Source organism: Variovorax paradoxus (assembly GCF_022009635.1).
In the GTDB taxonomy this organism is placed as follows: Bacteria; Pseudomonadota; Gammaproteobacteria; order Burkholderiales; family Burkholderiaceae_C; genus Variovorax.
This window is the reverse complement of sequence record NZ_CP091716.1, coordinates 5,037,607-5,057,307: the sequence shown is the minus strand read 5'-3', so window position 1 is coordinate 5,057,307 and position 19,701 is coordinate 5,037,607. Positions and strand designations below refer to the sequence as shown.

The window sequence follows — 19,701 nt, the reverse complement described above, 5'->3', positions numbered from 1 at the left end:
TCAACCGCCGGGCCCGTCCCGGCCGCGCGCTCGTTCAGCGCGCGAAGGATTCCACCGCCACCGGAATCTCCGGCGCCTGCCACCGGTAGGCGCCGGCCAGCACGTCGCGCTCGGGCTTCTGTCCGTTCCACTGGATGTGCAGCAGGTCCATCAAAGTCCAGCCGGTCCAGTCCGCGCGAAAGGGCTGCTGCATTTCCGTGGCGGGCAGCGGCTGCTGGTTGCGCCACACCACGGCTGGAATGCGGTAGCCCGAGGCGGTCGAGGGGCTGTGGCCCGCGCGGTCGCTCACGTGGCCCACCTCCTGCCCGTGGTCCGAGAGGTACATCCACGCGCGGTAGTCCTGCGGCTTGCCCGCGCTGCGCGTCTGCTGCAGCAGCTCGGACACCACGAAGTCGTGATACAGCAGCGCCGCGTCGTACTCCTGGCGAAAGCGCCGCACCCAGGACGAGCGGCCGTCTTTCACCAGGCCGTTCTCCACCGCGTCGATGTCGTCGTCGAAGGGGTTGGCGTTCTCGGGAAAGCGCAGGCTGTAGTGCGGATGCGCGCCCATCAGGTGGACCACGATCAGCTTGCGGTCGGTGCTCGTGTCCGCGAAGGCTTCCTGCACGCAGTCGAGGATTTCGCCGTCCAGCGAGGCGCTGGCGCGGCCCGGCGTGCGGTTCACCATGTCGACCACGTCGGCGAAGCGCGCATGCTGCTGCTCGACGGCCAGGTCGTCGTGGTTGCTGATCCACCAGACCTTGTAGCCCGCGGCGCGCGCCAGGGCCAGCACGTGCGGCGGGTTCTCGCTGTCGGGCAGGCCGAAGCGGAACATGTTGCGCAGCGCGGGCAGGGTGCTCGCGTCCACCGACCATGCGTTCTTCAGCACCGCCATCTGCTCGCCGGTCTGCGCCTTGTGCGCCTGCAGGCGTGGTGTGGTCGGGCGGCCGTAGCCGTACAGGCCCATGTTGTCGCGGTTGATGCTGTCGGTGATGACCAGCACCACAGTGGAAGGTCCGGCCTGCGTGATGACGGGCGCGATGGCCTTGGCCTGCGCCGTCAGGCGGTCGCGCTGCTGTTGCTGGTCGGCCCAGGCGCCTTGCAGCGTGCGCAGGGACTGGACCCACTGCGTCCAGAAGATCGCGGGGTGCAGCCGGCGCCAGGGCTTGCTTGCATAGGCCACGCAGGACACCAGCAGCGCCAGCGCCAGCAGCGCCGTGATCCAGCGCGCCGGTCGGCCCGCCGTCCCGGCCGCCGCGCCGCGCCGCGCGAACATGCCCACCAGCAGGCCCGCGGCGACCAGCACGGCGCCCCACACGGCGGCCGAGCGCCAGTGCATCCACAGGTACTCCGTGCTCTCGCGGGCATTGGTGTTGGCGGCCGCGCCCAGCACCATCGCGCCGTCGGGCGCGGCCTGGTAGGTGTCGAGCAGATAGGCCCGCACCGTGGCGTCGAGCGCAAAGCCCATGGCCCAGAGCCAGACCAGCACCGTGCGCAGCCGCCGCATGCGCGCGCTGCGCAGCGGCCATGCAAGCCACAGCACCATCGGCAGTGCCAGCACCGCGAGCTGCGCGACGCGCCGGCCGTCGTGACCCAGCGCGATCAGCGCCAGCAGCGTGGCGCCGACCACGCCGCAGGCAAGCCATGCGCCGTGGCGGGGCGGTAATGCGTTGGCGGGGAGGGAGGTCAAGCGGACAGCGCGGGCGGCGCGAACAGGTCGATGGGGCGAGCGGATTCTGCTCCGCCGCGTGCGCCGCGGCCCTCAGTGCCCTGACGGCCGCGAGGTGCATTCAAGGGGCATTCAGGGATATCCCCCAAGGAACTTATTCGCCGTCGGGCGCCCAGACGGGCTCGCCGGCGTCGCTGGCGAATTCTTCAACCGCTTCATTGAAAAGGAACCCTTGCCCCATGGTCAGATTCAGCCGATGGTCCGCCCTCCTGCTCGCTTTCGTTCTCTCCTGGGTGGCCTTGCCGTCCGCTTTTGCCGCGCAGCAGCAGATGGTCAGCGTGGCCGTGAAGACGCTGAACATGCGCACCGGCCCGGGCCCGCGTTACGAGACGCATTGGACGGTCAGCAGGGGCTATCCGTTCAAGGTGATCGGCCGGAAGGGCGATTGGCTCCACGTCAGCGACTTCGAGGGCGACAAGGCCTGGGTGTTCCGGTCGATGACCAACAAGACGCCGCACCATGTCGTGAAGGCGCAGGTGGCCAACCTGCGGCGCGCGCCCAACACCCGCAGCCCCGTCATGAAGAAGGCCGGCTACGGCGACGTGCTGCGCACCATCGAGCGCCGGGGCGACTGGATCAAGGTGCGGCACGAAGGCGGCACCACCGGCTGGGTGCAGAAGCGCCTGACCTGGGGCTGGTAGGCGACGCGCCCCGGGGCACCGGGGCGCCGTTCAGGTCGCGGTGGCCTGGCGCACCGCGCGTTCCCAGCGCGCCATCGATTCCTCGGCCTGCGCGCGGCCCATGGTCGGCAGGAAGCGGCGCTCCACCTTCCACAGCTTCGAGAGCTGGCGCGCGTCGCTGTAGAAGCCGGTCGACAGGCCCGCCAAATAGGCGGCGCCCAGCGCGGTGGTCTCGACCACTTCGGGCCGCACCACCGGAATGCCCAGCAGGTCGGCCTGGAACTGCATCAACAGGTCGTTCACGCTGGCGCCCCCGTCCACGCGCAGTTCGGCCACAGGCTTGCCGCCGGCGGCCACCGCGTCGCGGCTCATGGCCTGCAGCAGCGCGGCGCTCTGGTAGGCGATGCTTTCCAGCGCGGCGCGCGCGATGTGCGCGACCGTGGTTCCGCGCGTGAGCCCGGTGATCGTGCCGCGCGCGTCTGCGTCCCAGTAGGGCGCGCCCAGGCCGGTGAAGGCCGGCACCATCATCACGCCGCCGGCGTCGGGCACGCTCTCGGCCAGCGACTGCACTTCGGCGCTGCCCTTGATGGCCTTGAGGCCGTCGCGCAGCCACTGCACCACGGCGCCGCCCACGAACACGCTGCCTTCCATAGCGTACTGCGGCTTCGCGTCGGTCTGCGCTGCGCTGGTCACCAGCAGGCCGTTGTGCGAGGGCTGGAACTCGCCGCCCGTGTGCATCAGCAGGAAGCAGCCGGTGCCGTAGGTGTTCTTGGCCATGCCGGCCTCGAAGCAGGCCTGGCCGAAGAGGGCGCTCTGCTGGTCGCCGGCCACGCCGCCGATGGGCAGCGTGTGGCCCAGCAGCGTGGTGTCGGTGTCGGCGAAGTGCGAGCTCGAGGGCTGCACTTTCGGCATCAGCGCGGCGGGAATGTCCAGCGCCTTCAGCAGTTCGGCGTCCCAGGTGTTGTCGTGCACGTTGAAGAGCATGGTGCGCGAGGCGTTGCTCACGTCGGTCACATGCGTCTTGCCGCCGGTGAGCTGCCAGATGAGCCAGCTGTCGATCGTGCCGAAGGCCAATTCGCCGCACTCGGCCTGAGCGCGCGCGCCGGGCACGTTGTCGAGCAGCCAGCGCAGCTTGGTGCCCGAGAAGTACGCGTCGATCACCAGGCCGGTCTTCTGGCGGATGGTGTCGCTCATGCCTTCTTCGCGCAGTCGGGCGCACAGCGGCTCGGCGCGGCGGTCCTGCCAGACGATGGCGTTGTGCACCGGCTGGCCGGTCTTGCGGTTCCACAGCACGGTGGTCTCGCGCTGGTTGGTGATGCCGATGGCGTGGATGTCGCTGGCCTGCAGCCCGGCCTTGGTGAGCACCTCGCGCGCGGTGGCGAGCTGGCTGCGCCAGATTTCCATCGGGTCGTGCTCGACCCAGCCCGGCTGCGGATAGATCTGCGTGAGTTCCTTCTGCGCGATGGCCACGATGCGGCCTTCGCGGTCGAACACGATGCTGCGCGAGCTGGAAGTGCCTTGGTCCAGGGCCAGCAGGTAGGTGGTCATGTCGTCTCCGTTTTCTTTCTGCGGTCAGTTCTCGCTCGCGATCTCCAGCCGGACCTGCGCCGCGAGCAGCAGGTCGGTGAAGGGCGGCGGCGGCTCGGCGTCGGTGAACAGCCGGTCGATCTGCGAGAGCGTGCCCAGCTGGATCATCGCGGGCCGGTTGAACTTGCTCGCGTCGGCCGCCAGCCACACCTCGCGCGCCTGGGCAATGATGGTCTGCGCCACCTTTACCTCGCGCAGGTCGAAGTCGCGCAGCGAGCCGTCGACTTCGATGCTCGACACGCCGATCAGCGCGATGTCGACCTTGAACTGGCGGATGAAGTCGATGGTCGCCTCGCCCACGATGGCGCGGTCGCGCGGGCGCACCGAGCCGCCGGCCACGATCACCTCGCAGGAGCTGTTGCCGCTCAGGATGGTGGCCACGTTCAGGTTGTTGGTGATCACGCGCAGGCCGGTGTGGCGCAGCAGCGCCTTGGCCACGGCCTCGGTGGTGGTGCCGATGTTCAGGATCAGCGAGCAGTCGTTGGGTACCAGCTCCGCCACGCGGCGGGCGATGCGCGCCTTGCCTTCGGCATGCAGCGTTTCACGCTGCTGGTAACCGATGTTCTCGGTGGTGGAACTGGGCACCCGCACGCCGCCGTGAAAGCGAGTCAGCAATCCTTCATCGGCCAGCCGCTGTACGTCGCGGCGGACGGTCTGCAGCGTGACGCCGAGCATTTCGGCCAGTTCTTCGACGGTGACGGAGCCGCGCGTGCGCACGGTTTCCAGGAGATTGATCTGTCGGGGATTGGAGTTCACAGGGGCGTCGCGAAGGGCAGGAAGACTGCGGCAAGGTTACAGTGCGCGTCAATTTAAAACGAAGGAAAACGAATTCTCATAAGGGAAACTTCGAGGAAAATCGCGCTCAAAGGAATGAAGTTGAAAGAATTCGAAAATACAATGGCCGCCGCCAGCGAATCAAGCCAAGAACTACCGGATACATCTGCCGTGAGCGATTTTTCCTCGAATCCGTCTGCGCCCGCCACCGATTGCGACGTGCTCATTGTCGGCGGCGGCATCAACGGCTGCGGCATCGCGCGCGATCTGGCCGGGCGCGGCTGGCGCGTGGTCCTTTGCGAAAAAGACGATCTTGCTTCGCACACCTCTTCTTCCTCGACCAAGCTGATCCACGGCGGGCTGCGCTACCTCGAGTACTACGAATTCTCGCTGGTGCGCAAGGCGCTGCAGGAGCGCGAAGTGCTGCTCAAGAGCGCGCCCCACATCATGTGGCCGCTTCGTTTCGTGATGCCGCACGACCCGTCGATGCGCCCGGCCTGGATGATCCGCATCGGCCTGTTCATGTATGACCACCTCGCCAGGCGCGAGGTGCTGCCCGGCTCGCGCAGCGTGGAGCTGCGCCGGCATGCGGCGGGCAAGCCGCTGAAGAGCCAGTACAAGCGCGGCTTCATCTACTCCGACGGCTGGGTCGACGACGCGCGCCTGGTGGTGCTCAACGCGCTCGACGCGCGCTCGCGCGGCGCCGAGGTGCTGACCCGCACGCGCTGCGTGCACGCCCAGCGCGACGCCGACGGCTGGACCGCCACCCTGGTGGGCGCTGACGGCAACCGGCGCACGCTGCGCGCGCGCGCCGTGGTGAATGCGGCGGGGCCGTGGGCCGAGTCGTTCCTGCGCGGCGTGGCGCAAGCGGCCAAGGGCGAGGCGCTGGCCACCAAGAGCCTGCGGCTGGTCAAGGGCAGCCACATCGTGGTGCCGCGCCTGTTCGAGCACGACCACGCCTACATCTTCCAGAACCCCGACAAGCGGATCATCTTCGCCATTCCCTACCAGGACGAGTTCACGCTGATCGGCACCACCGACATCGAGCTGACCGGCGACGACCCCGGCGCGGCCCGCATCGCGCAGGAAGAGATCGACTACCTCTGCACCCAGGCCAGCCGCTACTTCGAAAAGCCCATCCTGCCGTCCGACGTGGTATGGACCTATTCCGGCGTGCGCCCGCTGCTGGACGACGCCTCGGGCGACCCCTCGGCGGTCACGCGCGACTACATGCTCGAGTCGAACACCACCGCCGCGCCGCTGCTGTCGGTGTGGGGCGGCAAGATCACCACCTTCCGCAAGCTGGCCGAGGACGCGGCCGACGAGGTCGGCAGGATGCTGGGCCAGTCGAGCACGCAGCGCCCGGCCTGGACCGACGGCGCCTTCCTCGCGGGCGGCGACCTCTCGGGCTGGATCGGCGCCGCGAAGCGCCCCGACGACGATTTCGAGCGCTTCGTGTCGGCCGTGCAGGCCAAGCACCCGTGGCTCTACGGCCAGCTCGCGCGGCGGCTCGCGCGGGCCTACGGCGCCCGCATCCGCGATGTGCTGGGCGACGCCAGGTCCTTTTCCGACCTGGGCGCCGAAGTGGCGCCGGGCCTGTACGAGCGCGAACTGCGCTTCCTGCAGGACAACGAGTGGGCAGTGAGCGCGGAAGACGTGCTCTGGCGCAGGTCCAAACTGGGGCTGCACTACACGGAGCGGCAGCGCGAACAGGTCGCGCTCTGGCTGCAGGCCCACCCCGGCAGGAACGGCTGAGGCCCGGCGGCGGGGGCTGGCCACCCCAACCATCGGCAGGCGCAGACATGACTGATGGCAGATGCTTTTGGCGCTTGCTTCGCGTACATTCGACGGCCCCCGAAAGCCCCCGCCAGTGATCTCCAGCCTTTCCAGCCTCTCCGACCCCGTCGCCGCTCCCCGCAACAACGACCTCAAGCGCGTCCTGGTTCTTCGCTACTCGCAGTCCGGCCAGCTCGACCAGGTGGCGGAGCAGATCGTGGCGCCGCTGCGCGCCGATCCGACGATCCGGGTGCACGAAGAAGTGCTGCGGCCGCTGCGGCCGTTTCCCTTTCCCTGGCCCTTCCTGACCTTCTTCGACGCCTTCCCGGAGTCGGCCCACATGAAGCCGCAGCCGCTGGCACCTCTTTCTCTCAGCGGCGATGAAGACTTCGATCTCATCGTGCTGCCTTACCAGGTGTGGTTCCTGGCGCCGTCGCAGCCGGTCGCGGCGTTCCTCAAGCATCCGGTGGCGGCACGGCTGCTGAAGGGCAAGCCCGTGGTCACGGTCATCGCCTGCCGCAACATGTGGCTGCTGGCACACGAGAAGCTCAAGGGCATGCTGGACGACGTGGGCGCGCGCCTGATCGACAACGTGGTGCTGACCGACCCCGGCCCCACGCTCGCCACCTTCTTCACCACGCCGGCCTGGCTGATCTGGGGCCGCAAGCGCGGCTTCTGGGGCATGCCCGACGCGGGCCTGAGCGCCGAACAGATCGGCGGAACCGGCCGCTTCGGCCGCGCCCTGCGCGATGCTCTGCACGCCGGCCTCGAACGCGGCACGGGGCCGCTGCTGGCCGGCCTGGGCGCGGTGCGCGCCGATGCCCGGCTGCTCATCAGCGAGAAGGCCGGCACCCGCAGTTTCTACCTGTGGGGCAAGCTCATCATGGCCGCCGGCGGGCCCGGCGCATGGCAGCGCAAGCCGCTGCTGCTGTTGTACGTTCTTTTCCTGCTGGTACTGATCATTTCGGTGGTGCCCGTGAGCCTGACGCTGCAGGCGCTGCTGCGGCCTTTGTTCAGAGGGTGGCTGACTAGAATGACGGCCCAATTCGAGTGCCCGTCGGGCTCCGCCACGGACCGCTCCCATCTCTATGACGACTGATGTCTTCCTGACCCGTACCGCCGCCTTCCTGCCCTTTTCCCCGGTCAGCAACGAAGACATCGAAGACGTGCTCGGCCGCATCGGCGGCAAGGCTTCGCGGGCGCGGCGGCTCATCCTGCGCAGCAACGGCATCCAGTCGCGCCACTACGCCATCGACCGCGCCACCGGCGAGCTGGCCATGACCAACGCGCAGCTCACCGCCTCGGCGATCCGCGCGCTGGGCGACGACGTGGGGCCGGTCGATTGCCTGGCCACCGGCACTTCGCTGCCCGACCAGCTCATGCCCAACCATGCGGTGATGGTGCACGGCGAACTCGGCTGGCCGCGGCTCGAAGTGGTGGCCTGCGCGGGCATCTGCCTGGCCGGCGCCGCGGCGCTGAAGCATGCGTGGCTGTCGGTGCGCGCGGGCGATGCGCGGCGCGCGGTGGCCACCGGCTCCGAACTGGCCTCGGCCGTGATGCGCGGCTCGCGCTTCGAGGCCGAGCTGGAGCACAAGCTCGAGGCGCTCGAGGCCCGGCCCGAACTGGCCTTCGAGAAAGACTTCCTGCGCTGGATGCTGTCCGACGGCGCCGGCGCGGTGCTGCTGGAGCGCGAACCGCGCGGGCCGCTGTCGCTGCGCGTCGACTGGATCGACCTGTCGTCGGCCGCGCACGAACTGCCGGTGTGCATGTACGCCGGCGCCGAGAAAAACGCCGAAGGCGGCCTCGACGGCTGGGCCCGCAAGTCGCCGGAGGACTGGCAGCGCGAGTCGACCTTCGCGGTCAAGCAGGACGTGCGCCTGCTCAACGACAACATCGTGCGCGCTACGTTGGGCGAGCCGCTCGCGGACATCATCGGGCGGCGCGGGCTGAAGTCGGCGGACATCGACTGGTTCCTGCCGCACCTGTCATCGCACTATTTCGTCGAACCCGTGAGCCAGTGCCTCGAATCGCTAGGCCTGCACATTCCGCGCGAGCGCTGGTTCAGCAATCTCGCGAGCAAGGGCAACACGGGTTCGGCGTCGCCTTACATCATGCTCGACGAGCTGTTCCGCTCGGGCCGCATCGAGCGCGGCCACAAGCTGCTGATGTTCGTGCCCGAAAGCGGCCGCTTCTCCAGCGGCTTCATCTACATGGAGGCGGTGTAGCCATGGATCTCGATGCGGTGCCGCAAGAGGGCAATGCGACCCTCGACGGCCATTCCAAGCTGATGTACGCGCGCGACGCGCAGGGCCGTGTCGTCACCACCACCTCGCGCGGCTGGGAGGCGGAAGAAATCGTCACCAGCCATGCCGTCGACGTGCTCGTGGAGCAGGCGCAGGCCGCAAGGGAACGCGTGAAGGCGGGCCAGGCTTCGCCGCTCGAATACTGGATGTACGAGCGCCGCATGGACGTGGCGCTGCTCTCGCAGACCAGCGGCTTCTGGCAATGGCGCGTGCGGCGCCACCTGCAGCCGCGCCATTTCGCCGCGCTTTCCAAGGCACAGCTCGCACGCTACGGCGAAGCGCTGGGGCTGCCCGTTTCCACCCTGCAAGGCCTGCCGTGAAATTCCAACACCAACAGGCGGCGCACTGCGAGAGCGGCGTCATCTCCAGCCTGATGCGCCACCACGGCGCGCCGATGAGCGAGAGCATGGCGCTCGGCCTGTCGTCCGCGCTGTCGTTCGCGTACCTGCCGTTCATCAAGCTGTCGGGCCTGCCGCTCATTTCTTACCGCATGCCGCCCAAGGCCATCATCAAGGGCCTGCTGGCGCCGATGGCCGCGCGCTTCCGCTTCGAGACCTTCCGCAGCCCCGAGGCCGGCCAGCAGCGGCTCGACGCCTTGCTCGCCGACGGCCAACTGGTGGGCCTGCAGACATCGGTGTACTGGCTGCCGTACTTCCCGCCGAACATGCGCTTTCACTTCAACGCGCACAACCTGCTGGTGTACGGCAAGGACGGCGACGACTACCTGATCAGCGATCCGGTGTTCGAGGAGCCCGTGCGTTGCGCCAGCGGCGACCTGGCCCGCGCACGATTCGCCAAGGGCGTGCTCGCGCCCAAGGGGCTCATGTACTACCCGCAGGCCATCGACCGAAAGGCGGTCGACGCGGCCAGTGTCGTCAAGGCCATCCGCAAGACAGTGCGCAACATGCTTGCTCCCATTCCCATCGTCGGCGTGCGCGGCATGCGCACGCTGGCCAAGCGCATGCAGGCCCTGTCGCCGACCGATCCGCGCAGCGTCGACTTCATCGGCCACGTGGTGCGCATGCAGGAAGAAATCGGCACGGGCGGGGCGGGCTTTCGCTTCATCTACGCGGGCTTCCTGCAAGAGGCCGCGCACCTGCTCGACAAGCCGCAGTTGCAGCAGATGTCGGAGCGGCTGATCGCCATCGGCGACGGTTGGCGTGCCTTCGCGCTCAAGGCCGCGCGCATGGTGAAGGGGCGCGAGGCCGTGGACCCCGCCGCGCTGGCGGTGAAGCTGCGTGAGCAGGCGCAGCAGGAAGAAAACTTCTTCCGCGATCTCAAGGCCGCGGTCGCCTGATGCTGGAGCTGCGCCGGCTCGGCTACCGCTATCCGCATGCCGAAGTGCCGGCACTGGCCGACGTGTCGCTGGCTGTGCCGCGGGGCTGCGTGCTCGGTCTGCTGGGCCCGAACGGCGCAGGCAAGACCACGCTGATCTCGCATCTCTCGGGCGCACTGGCCGTGCAGTCAGGCGAGATCCGTATCGACGGACAACCCCTGCAGCAGGTGCGCGCAAGAACGCCCACGCGCATTGCCGTTGCGCCGCAGGAGCATGCGTTCTATCCGATGCTGACCGTGGCCGAGAACCTCGCATGCTTTGCGGCAGCGGGTGGCCTGTCGGGCGCGAAGAAGAAAGAGCGCATCGCCGCCTGCACCCAGTTCGCACAACTCGAACAGTTTTCGGATGTGCGCGCGGAAAGACTCTCCGGTGGCCTCAAGCGGCGCCTGAACCTCGCCATCGCCTTGCTGCCCGAACCCGAGCTGATGCTGTTCGACGAGCCCACCGTGGGCGTCGATCCGCAGTCGCGCGCCTTCATCCTCGATGCCATCAAGAGCCTCGCACAGCAGGGCGCGGCGGTGATCTACGCATCGCACTACATGGAAGAGATCGAGGCGATTGCCGATCGCGTCGTCATCCTCGACCGCGGCCATGTGCTGCGCGAAGGCGCGCTGGACGACCTGCTCTCGAAAAGCGCGATGCTGCTCACGCTCGCTGCCGATGGGCTCGAAGCCGGCATGCTCTCGCGCTTCGGCACGGTGGAAGAGGGCGGCGTGCACTGGCGCATTCACCTGGACAGAGGCATCGGCCCCGGCCCCGTGCTGGCCGCGCTGGAAGCGCAGGGCATCGAGGTGCGCCATGCCGAGTTCGGCCGGCATGACCTGGAGCAGCTGTTCATGGCGCTCACCCATCGCTCACTGCGCGACTGACCGACACAGCCATGCTCCTCGCGCTCATCAGAAAAGAACTGCTCGCCCTCGTGCGCGACATGCACGGGCTGGCCGCGCTGTTCGTGATGCCGATGGTCTTCATCGTGCTGATGTCGCTCACGCTGAAAGACATCTATCGTCCGCCGCTCGCCGAGCTGACTTACGCCATCGACATGCGCGACACCGCCACGCCAGCCCAGTGGCTCAAGCAGCTCTGGCAGCGCAATCATGGCGCGCCGCAGCCGCTGGGCGACGACTGGCAGGCGCGGCTTCGCAACGGCTCGCTCAAGTACGTGATCGTGATGGAGCAGGGGCTGTCGGAAGAGCTGGAGTCGGCGGCGCTGTCGACCCAGGCGCGCGTCCATCTGCTGACCGAGCCGGGCATCGACGCCAACCTGTTCAATGCGCTGCGCGCCGAGCTGGTCGGCGCGTCGGGCGAACTCAAGGCGCGGCTCGCGCTGGCGGTGCCCGGCACGGCCGGCCCGGCGCCCGACGCGTCGATCCAGGCGATGGTGCGCGCCGAGCGCTTCTCCACCGCCGGGCCGCGCCCGACCTCGGTGCAGCAGAACGTGCCCGCATGGCTGGTGTTCGGCATGTTCTTCGTGGTCGCGTCGCTCTCGAGCCTGTTCGTGCAGGAGCGCAGCTCGGGCGCGCTCGGCCGGCTGCAGAGCCTGGGCGTCTCGCGCTTCACGCTGCTGGCGTCGAAGGCGTTGCCTTACCTCGGCGTGAACGCGCTGCAGGCGGTGCTGATGATCGCGGCCGGCATCTGGTTCATGCCGCTGATCGGCGGCGATGCGCTGTCGCTCGCGGGCATCCACTGGGGCGCGCTGCTGCTGTCGCTCGCGGCGGTGAGCCTGGCGGCGGTGAGCCTGTCGCTCGCGCTGGCCTGCCTGGTGCGCAGCCATGCGCAGGCCGCCACCATCGGGCCGATGGTCAACGTACTGATGGCCGCGGCCGGCGGCATCATGGTGCCCAAGTTCGTGATGCCGGGCTTCATGCAGCGGCTGGTCGAGATCTCGCCGATGAACTGGGGGCTCGAGGCCCTGCTCACCGTGCTTCTGCGCGGCGGCGGCGTGGCCGACGCCCTGCCGCAGATCGGCCGACTGGTCGTGTTCGCGGCGCTGATGTTCTTCATTGCCGTATTTCTGTTTCGCAGGCGCGCACCATGAGCACCCTTGGCACCGTCACCCCTGAATTCATCGCCAGCCTCAAGGCCATGGTGCTCGAAGCGGTCGAGAAAGACGCGCCTGCTGGCGGCCTTGGCGACGACGAGCCGCTCTTCGGTCCCGAAGCGCGGCTCGACCTCGATTCGCTCGATGCGCTGCAGGTATCGATGACGATCCAGCAGCGCTTCGGCCTGCGCATGCCCGACAGCAAGGAGACGCGCCGGGCGCTCACCTCCATCGCCCATCTCGCGGAGCATCTCGCGCAAGCGGGCAAGGCATGAGCGAAGTTTTCCTGGCGGGCGCCGGGCTGGCCTGCGCGCTGGGCGAAGACATGCCCGGCGCGCTCGCCTCCCTGCGGCGCGGCGGCGTGCCGCCGGTGCCTGTGACGGTTGCCGGCGATGTGCGCTGGCCCGTGCATGCGCTGCCGCCTTCGGAAGGCGACTGGACCGATCGCCTGCGCCGCACCGTGCGCAATGTGGCCGCGCAGACCGGCGACTGGGGCGCGCGCACCGCGCCGCTGTTCGTGGCTTCGTCGTCGCTCGACATCGGCTTCATGGAGCACACGGCGCAATCCGAGCGGCTGGGCGGCGATCTGCAGGACTTCGCGGAAATCGTGGCCGCCGCGCTCGACTGGCAGGGGCCGGTGTTCACGGTCTCGACGGCCTGCACGTCGTCGCTCAACGCGGTGTTGACGGCCGCGGACATGATCCGCGGCGGCGAGGCGCAAGAGGCGCTGGTGATCGGCGCCGAACTGGACAACCGCTTCACCGTCGCCGGCTTCGGCGCAATGCAGCTGCTGGCGCCCGACCGTGCGGAGCCGTTCGGCGCGGGACGCAAGGGGCTGGTGCTCGGCGAAGCGGTGGCGGCGCTGCGGCTGCAATCGCGCGCCGCGCGCTGGCAGGTCATGGGCGGCGCCAACGTGGTCGACGGTCGCAACCCCTCGGGCACCGAAGCCAGCGCTGTACATGCGATGTGCCGCGACGCGCTGGAGCGCAGCGGGCTGCGGCCGGCCGACATCGACCTCATCAAGGTGCAGGCTGCCGGCAGTCCGGTCAACGACGCGATCGAGGTGGAGGCGCTCAAGCAGGTGTTCGAGCCGCTGCCGCCGCTGGTGTCGCTCAAGTCGGCAATCGGGCACACGCTGGGTGCCGCGGGCGCGGCGGAACTGGCGCTGCTGGTGGGCTGCATCGAAGGCGGTGCATGGCCGGTGGCGGACTATCCGCTCGACGGATCGCTGGGCATCGCGCTGTGCGCGCGGGCGCCGCGGAAGCTGCGTCACATCCTGCTCAACGTAGTGGGCTTCGGCGGTGGACATGCCTCGCTGGTGCTGAAGGATTGCGCGGCATGACCGCATGGCGCACCGCGGCGCACTTCGTCGCGCATCCACCGCCTGATGAATGGCGTGACGACCTGGCGCGCCGCATCGACCGCCGCCCGCGACGCGTCGGCCTGTGGACCGAGCTTGCGATGTACGGCGCGCGCTGCTGTCTCGATGCGGCCGGCGAGGCCGCGCTGCCCGCCGATGCCCGGCTGCGCGTGGCCAGCCTGCGCGGCGCGTGGGAGGCGACGCAGGCGGGGCTTTCGCAACTCGACACCGGCCTGCCGATGCCCTTCACCTTCATGCAGAGCCAGCCCGCGCTGATGCTGGCCGAGGTGGGGCGGTGCCTGGAATGGCAGGGCGATGCGAGCTTCATGCTGTGCCGCGATCCGCAGCGTTTGCTGGCGTTGTCGAAGCTGGGTGCGGCGCGGGGTGGACTGCTGTTCGGCACCGTCGAAGAGGCGCACGACGGCGAGCCGCTGCGTACCGAATGGTGGCGGCTGGTGCCGGCCTGAGGCGGAGGCTCAGCCCGCGATCGAGCGCTGCAGGTTGATGCGCGCCTGCGCCTCGAGCTGCGCATGCATGCGCGGCGTGGCGTAGATGGCCTTGCGGTCGAGGAAGCGCTGGAGAATGTCGCGCCGGCGCGGCAGCCGAACCTCTTCGGGCACGAAGGCGTATTCGGCATGCACCTGGCGCTCGTATTCGTCGAAGCGCTCGCGCCCGGCGCCGAGGATCGACAGGTCGATGTCGATCAGCAGTTCGGCGTCGCGGCCTTCGGGCACGGCGTCATGGCGCGTGGCCATGACGAGCGCGTGGACGCGTTCGGCTGCTTCCGCGTTCACGCCCGCCGCGAGCAAGGCCTGCCGTGCCCAGTCGGCGCTGCGTGCCTCGTTGTCGTGCGCATGCACGTCGTAGATCGCGTCATGGAACCACAGCGCGAGCGCCACTTCGCCGGGGTGCTCGGCCAGCGCCTCTTCGCGCTCGAACCACGCGAGGCATTCGCCCAGGTGCTGCATCGTGTGGTAGTGGCGCTGGGGCTCGCCGTAGCGCTGCTGCAGCTCGGCGCACAGCGCCTCGTCGGGCGCCGCGACGTCGAGCGCACGCCAGGCCGCGTTCCAGTTTGCGCGCAGTGCCTCGGGCGACATGGCGGTCATTGCTCCATCGCGGCCTTGACCTCTTGTCCGAGGTCGAGCACCGACATGGCGTAGTAGCTGCTCCAGTTGTAGCGCGTGATCACGTAGAAGTTGCGCGTGCCGGCCACGTAGGTCGGCGGCATGTCGAGGCCGTTCTGCAGCTCGACCAGCGCGAGCAGGCCCTTGTGGTTGATGCCGTCGCCCTCGGGCACCGCGCCGGCGGCCACGAAGCTGTCGGCGCTGAAGGTCGGCAGGATGTCTGGCGCCAGCAGCAGGGCCTTCTGCAGCCGCGCTTCCTCGAAGTGCACGGGGTAGATGGCGGGCATGCCGCGCTGCCAGCCGAAGGCCTTGAAGTAGTTGGCCACCGAGCCGATCACGTCGGCCGTGTTGTTGACCAGGTCGATGCGGCCGTCGCCGTCGAAGTCGACCGCGTACTTGGCGATGCTGCTGGGCATGAACTGCGGCATGCCCATGGCGCCGGCGTAGCTGCCCAGCGGGGTGAGCGGATCGTCGGCGGTGCGGCTTTCGGTGCTCAGGAAGCTTTCGAGTTCGCCGCGGAAGAAGGCTTCGCGCTCGGCCGCGCGCGGGTGGCCCTGCGGGAAATCGAAGGAGAGCGTGGCCAGCGCGTCGATCACGCGGAAGTTGCCCATGTTGCGGCCGTAGATGGTCTCCACGCCGATGATGCCGACGATGATTTCCGGCGGCACGCCGTACACCTGCTCGGCGCGCGCCAGCGTGTCGGCATTGGCGCGCCAGAAGCGCACGCCAGCCGCGATGCGCACCGGGTCGATGAAGCGGCTGCGGTACGTCTGCCAGTTTTTCACCGTGCCGACCGGGCCCGGCAGCATGAGTCGCGGCACGTTGGGCAGGAAGCGCGCGCTGCCGATGGTGGCGCGCACCCATTCGCGGTCCAGGCCCCGGCGCGCCGCCACTTCGTCGGCGAACTGCATGGCGTCTTCGCGCGTGGCGTAGGGCGTGCTGCCGCGCACCGGGTTGACCGCGGCGGCACGGCCGCTGGAGGACTTCTGTGCTACAGCCACCGTGGACCACGCGCAGCAGGCGGCGAGAAGAGCGGCTGCCGCGGCGGCGCGGGACGGCATGGGGAGGAAGAATCGCATGGGTTGATTGTGCAGCCCGCCCGCACGGCCCCCTTTCGGGGACACATGTGGTTTCAGCCGCGCGGGTTCGCGGCGGGCCAGGCGAGGCGGCGGAATTCGGCGCGCAGGGTGGAAAGAGAGTCCGGCGTGGCCGGTGCGTAGCGTTGCGCCTCGAGCTTCAGCAGCCAGTCGCGCACGGCCTGTGCCGCGGGGCCGAAGCGCTCGTCGGCGGCCTGTGCCATCTGGCGCGGCGGGGCGGTGTCGGGCAGTTGCAGGCCGGCCTTGGCGAGCCGCGCGCGGGCCTGGCCCAGCAGACGCAGCCACGGGTCGTGGCGGCTGCGCTCCCACAGCGTCCAGGCGGCGCCGGCCAGGCTCGCGCCGACCAGCAGGTAGAGGAGCACGTAGGCCAGGTCTTCCAGGCTCGGTGCCTCGAAGCCGATGTTCTTCAGCAAATTGAGCTGGCGGCTCTGCGTGTAGTTGAGCACCCACTGGTTCCAGCCGTTGTTCACGGCCTCCCAGGCGGCGCGGATGTTCTGCGCGAGCGTGGGGCTCATCGCGCCGATGGCGCCGGCGAAGAGGCCCGGCTGCTGCACCAGCCGCTGGAACTGCCCGATGCGGCCGGGCGCGACGGAGGCCGTGGGGTCGACCCGCACCCAGCCCGTGCCTTCCTGCCAGACCTCGGCCCAGGCGTGCGCATCGCTCTGGCGGATGATCCAGTAGTTGTCGACCGTGTTGAGGTCGCCGCCCTGGTAGCCGGTGACGATGCGCGATGGCACGCCCAGGTTGCGCATCAGCACCACGAAGGCCGAGGCGATGTGCTCGCAGAAGCCTTGCTTGCGGTCGAACCAGAACTCGTCGGCGGTGTTGTCGCCGTACACGCCGGGCTCCAGCGTGTAGCTGTAGCCGCCGGTGCGCAGCCGTGCGAGCGCCGCCTGCACGAAGGCCGCGGTGTCGGCGCCGGCCAGCGCGGGGTTGGCGCGCATCTCGGCGGCAAGCTGCGCGGTGCGCGGGTTGGTGCCGGGCGGCAGTGCCAGATAGGCCTGCAACTGGCCGTCGGTGCGCTTGAGCGGGCCGCTGTGGAACTGCGTGTAGCTCTCCGCGCGGTAGCGCACCAGGTCGTTGAGCGGACGGTTCGCAAACCATTGCAGGTCGGGCGTGCCCGTGACCTCGAAGCCCGGGGCTTCAGGCGCGCGCGGCGCGGCGTCGAGCGTCAGCAGCAGCGGGCGGTTGCTGGGCTCGAGCGTGACCTCGTAGCGCACCGGCTCGCCGCTCACGCGCAGGTTGGAAGTCCACTGCGTGCCGCGCGCCCATGAAGGCAGCGAGGTCCATTCGCGGCCGTCGAACTGCGCCAGCACCGGGCCGCGGAAGTAAAGCTGGTTCTGCGGCGGCGCCTTGCCGCTCTCGAAACGCACGCGCGCGGCGATGCTGTCGTCCAGCGCCAGTTCGGCGATGGTGCCCACGCGCATCACGTTCGACAGGCCGCTGCGCCCCACCATCGCGTCGCTGGGCGTGCCCCACAGCGGCGCGAAGCGCGGGAACAGCAGGAACAGCGCGAGCATGATCGGCGCGCCGGCCAGCGCCATCCAGCCGGCGGTGCGCGCGGCCTGCCACAGCGGCGGCCGGCCCACCGGCATGTGCGCGTTCACCAGCGCTGTGAGCAGGCCCAGCAGCGCGAGCAGCATCGTGAATGCCGTGAGCAGCGACTGCGAATAGAAGAAGTTCGTGAGCATCGCGAAGAAGCCCAGGAAGAAGATGACGAAGGCGTCGCGCCGGGCGCGCAGCTCCAGCGTCTTCAGCGCCAGCAGGATCACGATGAGCGTGACGCCCGCGTCGCGGCCCAGCAGCGTGCGGTGAGTGGCGTAGGTGGCGGCCAGCGTGAGCGCCAGCAATGCCGCGCGCCACCACTTGCTCGGCAGCGGAAGCGCCTGCACCGCGAGCGTGCCGCGCCACAGCAGCACCATGGCCGTGATGGCGGTGCACCACCAGGGAATGTTCTCGACCTGCGGCAGCACGATCAGCGCGATCACGGTGAGCAGGAAGAGCGTGTCCCGGGCATCCCGGGGCAGGGCGGCCAGCCGCGTCATGAGCTTGTTCATGGTGGTGGGGCCTTCAGTTCAGCACAGGGCCAGCGCTTCGAGACAGGCGCGCCGGTGCGCCTCGCCCTGCGAGGGCTTCAGCACCCGGCCGGCCACGCGCAGGCCGTAGTCCACGCCCAGCCGGTCGGCCATCAGCACCCAGGCGCACAGGCGCGAGATGCGGGCTTCGTTGTCGGCGAGGCCGGCGGACTGGGCGTCGAGCCAGAGTTCCTCGCGCTGGGTCTGCTGGGTGTCGCGGCTCACCAGGTCTTCGGAGCCGGCTGCCTGGGCGCGCGCGGCTTTCTTCCAGACCACGAGCTTCAGCGGGTCGCCGCGACGGTAGGCGCGCACGCCGTCGTATTCGCCGGAACCCGCGGCGCGCAATGCGGCCGATGCGGCGGCAGGGCCTGAAAGCGGTTCGCCCGGCGGCAGCGGCGGCGGGTGGGCTTCGGGCGTGGGGTAGACCAACATCCGCGCCGCGGGCCGCCACACCGTCCACACGCGGAAGGTGCCGAGCGGAAAGCGGGTCTCGGCGGTGAGCGGCGGCACCGGGTGCAGGCCGCGCCGTTCGGGCTGGAAGGCGATCTCGACGGTGGCGGTGCCTTCGGCCGGCACGTCGGACCAGGCCCACTGGCCGCTGCCGCGCACGGCCATGCCGATGCCGTAGCGCACGCTGCGCCGGTTGTTGTGCAGCACCACCTTGAAGACGGCGGCCGCGCCGGCGTAATGCGCGTCGGGCGGCACCATGTGCATCGACAGCCCGCGCAGCGTGCCGTGGCACACGTGCATGCCCACGGCCACGCTGCCTGCCAGCAGGAAGGTCAGCAGGTAGCCGAGGTTGAGCTGGTAGTTGATGGAGGCAATCAGCAGCACCAGCAGCGTGGCGGCGAGCGTCCAGCCGGCCCGCGTGGGCACGATGTAGACGTTGCGCTGGGTCAGCTCCAGCGTGTCGGACGGCGGCCGGCGCGACAGGAACCAGCCGTCGATGCGGGAGCGCAGGCTGGCCGCGGGGCTCACGGCAGGGGCACGGCGGCGATCATGGCGCGCACCTGCTCGACCGCGCCCCGGCCCGCGTCGCCCACGGGCGTGAGACGGTGGGCAATGGTCTGCGGCAGCACGGCCTGCACGTCGTCGGGCGCGACGTAGTTGCGGTTGGCCAGCAGCGCCTGCGCCTTGGCCGCGCGCAGCACCGCGATGCCGGCGCGCGGCGACAGGCCCTGCAGGAACCAGCGGCCCGAGCGGGTGGCGGCGATCAGGTCCTGCACGTAGTTCAGCAGCGCATCGGACGCATGCACCTGCTGCACGCGCTGCTGGATGGCGGTCAGCTCGCCGGCGGTCAGCATGGCGGGCAGGCTGGCCAGCATTTCGCGGCGGTCGGCGCCCGCGAGCAATTGGCGCTCGGCCGCGCGGTCGGGGTAACCGAGCGAGATGCGCATCAGGAAACGGTCGAGTTGCGACTCGGGCAGCGCGAAGGTGCCGAGCTGGTCCTGCGGGTTCTGGGTGGCGATCACGAAGAAGGGAGAGGGCAGCGGGCGGGTCTCGCCCTCGACCGTGACCTGCTTTTCTTCCATCGCCTCGAGCAGCGCGCTCTGGGTCTTGGGGCTTGCGCGGTTGATTTCGTCGGCCAGCAGCACCTGCGCGAAGATCGGCCCGGGGTGGAACACGAAGGCCTGCTGCCCCCGGTCGTAGATGGCCACGCCCGACAGGTCGCCCGGCATCAGGTCGGCGGTGAACTGCACCCGCGAGAACTGCAAGCCGAATGTGTGCGACAGCGCATGGGCGAGGGTGGTCTTGCCGACCCCCGGCACATCCTCGATCAGCAGGTGGCCGCCCGCCAGCAGGCAGGCCACGCAGTCGCGCACCTGGGCCTCTTTGCCCACGATCACCGTGTTAAGCTGACTTAACAAAGTGGCTAGCTTTGCAGCAACGTCCATATTTG

Annotated in this window: 19 protein-coding genes; 11 read left to right on the top strand and 8 right to left on the bottom strand. The window is 69.4% G+C overall.

The annotated features are described in order from the left end of the window. Positions 1–34 precede the first annotated feature (34 nt). On the bottom strand, positions 35–1,669 hold the full coding sequence (locus L3V85_RS23305; protein WP_237675068.1) for a sulfatase-like hydrolase/transferase: 1,635 nt from the start codon (positions 1,667–1,669) through the stop codon (positions 35–37). A 218-nt stretch (positions 1,670–1,887) separates the two neighbouring features. Between L3V85_RS23305 and L3V85_RS23300 the strand changes: the two genes are divergently transcribed. Further along, the gene (locus L3V85_RS23300) at positions 1,888–2,349 is read left to right on the top strand and encodes an SH3 domain-containing protein (protein ID WP_237675067.1); all 462 of its coding nucleotides are present in this window, start codon (positions 1,888–1,890) and stop codon (positions 2,347–2,349) included. A 30-nt stretch (positions 2,350–2,379) separates the two neighbouring features. Here the strand turns inward: L3V85_RS23300 and glpK are convergent, their stop codons facing one another. Both glpK and L3V85_RS23290 read right to left on the bottom strand, forming a co-directional pair. After that, positions 2,380–3,876 (bottom strand): glycerol kinase GlpK, encoded by a 1,497-nt coding sequence (gene glpK, locus L3V85_RS23295; RefSeq protein ID WP_237675066.1) that lies wholly within the window; start codon positions 3,874–3,876, stop codon positions 2,380–2,382. Between the two features lie 24 nt (positions 3,877–3,900). Next, positions 3,901–4,671 carry a DeoR/GlpR family DNA-binding transcription regulator gene (locus L3V85_RS23290; protein WP_237675065.1) on the bottom strand — a complete coding sequence of 257 codons (771 nt, stop codon included), beginning with the start codon at positions 4,669–4,671 and terminating at the stop codon, positions 3,901–3,903. Positions 4,672–4,791: 120 nt separating this feature from the next. Between L3V85_RS23290 and glpD the strand changes: the two genes are divergently transcribed. The 10 genes from glpD to L3V85_RS23240 all read left to right on the top strand — a co-directional run bounded on the left by glpD (position 4,792) and on the right by L3V85_RS23240 (position 13,972). Continuing rightward, positions 4,792–6,444: a glycerol-3-phosphate dehydrogenase gene (glpD, locus tag L3V85_RS23285; protein WP_237675064.1), complete on the top strand. Its 1,653-nt coding sequence runs from the start codon at positions 4,792–4,794 to the stop codon at positions 6,442–6,444. Between the two features lie 115 nt (positions 6,445–6,559). Beyond that, entirely contained in the window at positions 6,560–7,564 is a 1,005-nt protein-coding gene (locus L3V85_RS23280; protein ID WP_237675063.1) for a dialkylrecorsinol condensing enzyme, read from the top strand. Next, positions 7,554–8,690 carry a beta-ketoacyl-ACP synthase III gene (locus tag L3V85_RS23275; protein ID WP_237675062.1) on the top strand — a complete coding sequence of 379 codons (1,137 nt, stop codon included), beginning with the start codon at positions 7,554–7,556 and terminating at the stop codon, positions 8,688–8,690. Before L3V85_RS23280 ends, L3V85_RS23275 begins: the two co-directional genes overlap by 11 nt. A 2-nt stretch (positions 8,691–8,692) precedes the next feature. Then, the gene (locus L3V85_RS23270) at positions 8,693–9,088 is read left to right on the top strand and encodes a hypothetical protein (RefSeq protein WP_237675061.1); all 396 of its coding nucleotides are present in this window, start codon (positions 8,693–8,695) and stop codon (positions 9,086–9,088) included. Beyond that, positions 9,085–10,065, top strand: coding sequence for a BtrH N-terminal domain-containing protein (locus L3V85_RS23265; protein ID WP_237675060.1), 981 nt, complete (start codon positions 9,085–9,087; stop codon positions 10,063–10,065). The genes L3V85_RS23270 and L3V85_RS23265 overlap by 4 nt, the downstream gene beginning before the upstream one ends. Then, complete coding sequence (locus tag L3V85_RS23260) at positions 10,065–10,973, top strand: ABC transporter ATP-binding protein (RefSeq protein ID WP_237675059.1); 909 nt, start codon at positions 10,065–10,067, stop codon at positions 10,971–10,973. Before L3V85_RS23265 ends, L3V85_RS23260 begins: the two co-directional genes overlap by 1 nt. 11 nt (positions 10,974–10,984) lie before the next feature. Then, on the top strand, positions 10,985–12,142 hold the full coding sequence (locus L3V85_RS23255) for an ABC transporter permease (protein ID WP_237675058.1): 1,158 nt from the start codon (positions 10,985–10,987) through the stop codon (positions 12,140–12,142). After that, positions 12,139–12,420, top strand: coding sequence for an acyl carrier protein (locus L3V85_RS23250; protein ID WP_237675057.1), 282 nt, complete (start codon positions 12,139–12,141; stop codon positions 12,418–12,420). The genes L3V85_RS23255 and L3V85_RS23250 overlap by 4 nt, the downstream gene beginning before the upstream one ends. Beyond that, entirely contained in the window at positions 12,417–13,487 is a 1,071-nt protein-coding gene (locus L3V85_RS23245; RefSeq protein ID WP_237675056.1) for a beta-ketoacyl synthase N-terminal-like domain-containing protein, read from the top strand. Before L3V85_RS23250 ends, L3V85_RS23245 begins: the two co-directional genes overlap by 4 nt. Beyond that, positions 13,484–13,972 carry a hypothetical protein gene (locus L3V85_RS23240; RefSeq protein WP_237675055.1) on the top strand — a complete coding sequence of 163 codons (489 nt, stop codon included), beginning with the start codon at positions 13,484–13,486 and terminating at the stop codon, positions 13,970–13,972. The genes L3V85_RS23245 and L3V85_RS23240 overlap by 4 nt, the downstream gene beginning before the upstream one ends. Before the next feature lie 9 nt (positions 13,973–13,981). On the opposite strand, the gene L3V85_RS23235 is transcribed toward L3V85_RS23240, so the two are convergent. Genes L3V85_RS23235 through L3V85_RS23215 form a run of 5 tightly spaced genes read right to left on the bottom strand, consistent with a single transcriptional unit; the run spans position 13,982 to position 19,696 of the window. Beyond that, positions 13,982–14,602 (bottom strand): HD domain-containing protein, encoded by a 621-nt coding sequence (locus L3V85_RS23235; protein ID WP_237675054.1) that lies wholly within the window; start codon positions 14,600–14,602, stop codon positions 13,982–13,984. 5 nt (positions 14,603–14,607) lie between these two features. Next, positions 14,608–15,708 (bottom strand): lytic murein transglycosylase B, encoded by a 1,101-nt coding sequence (gene mltB / locus L3V85_RS23230; RefSeq protein ID WP_237675053.1) that lies wholly within the window; start codon positions 15,706–15,708, stop codon positions 14,608–14,610. A 53-nt stretch (positions 15,709–15,761) separates the two neighbouring features. After that, positions 15,762–17,783, bottom strand: a complete 2,022-nt coding sequence (locus L3V85_RS23225) for a transglutaminaseTgpA domain-containing protein (protein ID WP_237675052.1) — start codon at positions 17,781–17,783, stop codon at positions 15,762–15,764. 18 nt (positions 17,784–17,801) lie between these two features. Continuing rightward, positions 17,802–18,779, bottom strand: coding sequence for a DUF58 domain-containing protein (locus tag L3V85_RS23220; RefSeq protein WP_237675051.1), 978 nt, complete (start codon positions 18,777–18,779; stop codon positions 17,802–17,804). Continuing rightward, positions 18,776–19,696 (bottom strand): AAA family ATPase, encoded by a 921-nt coding sequence (locus L3V85_RS23215; protein WP_237675050.1) that lies wholly within the window; start codon positions 19,694–19,696, stop codon positions 18,776–18,778. The genes L3V85_RS23220 and L3V85_RS23215 overlap by 4 nt, the downstream gene beginning before the upstream one ends. Positions 19,697–19,701: the final 5 nt, after the last annotated feature.

Coding starts and splice junctions, on each gene's coding strand:
- L3V85_RS23300 (WP_237675067.1), top strand. CDS start 1,888: ATGGTCAGATTCAGCCGATGGTCCGCCCTCCTGCTCGCTTTCGTTCTC.
- glpK (WP_237675066.1), bottom strand. CDS start 3,876: ATGACCACCTACCTGCTGGCCCTGGACCAAGGCACTTCCAGCTCGCGC.
- L3V85_RS23275 (WP_237675062.1), top strand. CDS start 7,554: ATGACGACTGATGTCTTCCTGACCCGTACCGCCGCCTTCCTGCCCTTT.
- L3V85_RS23270 (WP_237675061.1), top strand. CDS start 8,693: ATGGATCTCGATGCGGTGCCGCAAGAGGGCAATGCGACCCTCGACGGC.
- L3V85_RS23260 (WP_237675059.1), top strand. CDS start 10,065: ATGCTGGAGCTGCGCCGGCTCGGCTACCGCTATCCGCATGCCGAAGTG.
- L3V85_RS23255 (WP_237675058.1), top strand. CDS start 10,985: ATGCTCCTCGCGCTCATCAGAAAAGAACTGCTCGCCCTCGTGCGCGAC.
- L3V85_RS23250 (WP_237675057.1), top strand. CDS start 12,139: ATGAGCACCCTTGGCACCGTCACCCCTGAATTCATCGCCAGCCTCAAG.
- L3V85_RS23245 (WP_237675056.1), top strand. CDS start 12,417: ATGAGCGAAGTTTTCCTGGCGGGCGCCGGGCTGGCCTGCGCGCTGGGC.
- L3V85_RS23240 (WP_237675055.1), top strand. CDS start 13,484: ATGACCGCATGGCGCACCGCGGCGCACTTCGTCGCGCATCCACCGCCT.
- L3V85_RS23235 (WP_237675054.1), bottom strand. CDS start 14,602: ATGTCGCCCGAGGCACTGCGCGCAAACTGGAACGCGGCCTGGCGTGCG.
- mltB (WP_237675053.1), bottom strand. CDS start 15,708: ATGCGATTCTTCCTCCCCATGCCGTCCCGCGCCGCCGCGGCAGCCGCT.
- L3V85_RS23225 (WP_237675052.1), bottom strand. CDS start 17,783: ATGAACAAGCTCATGACGCGGCTGGCCGCCCTGCCCCGGGATGCCCGG.
- L3V85_RS23215 (WP_237675050.1), bottom strand. CDS start 19,696: ATGGACGTTGCTGCAAAGCTAGCCACTTTGTTAAGTCAGCTTAACACG.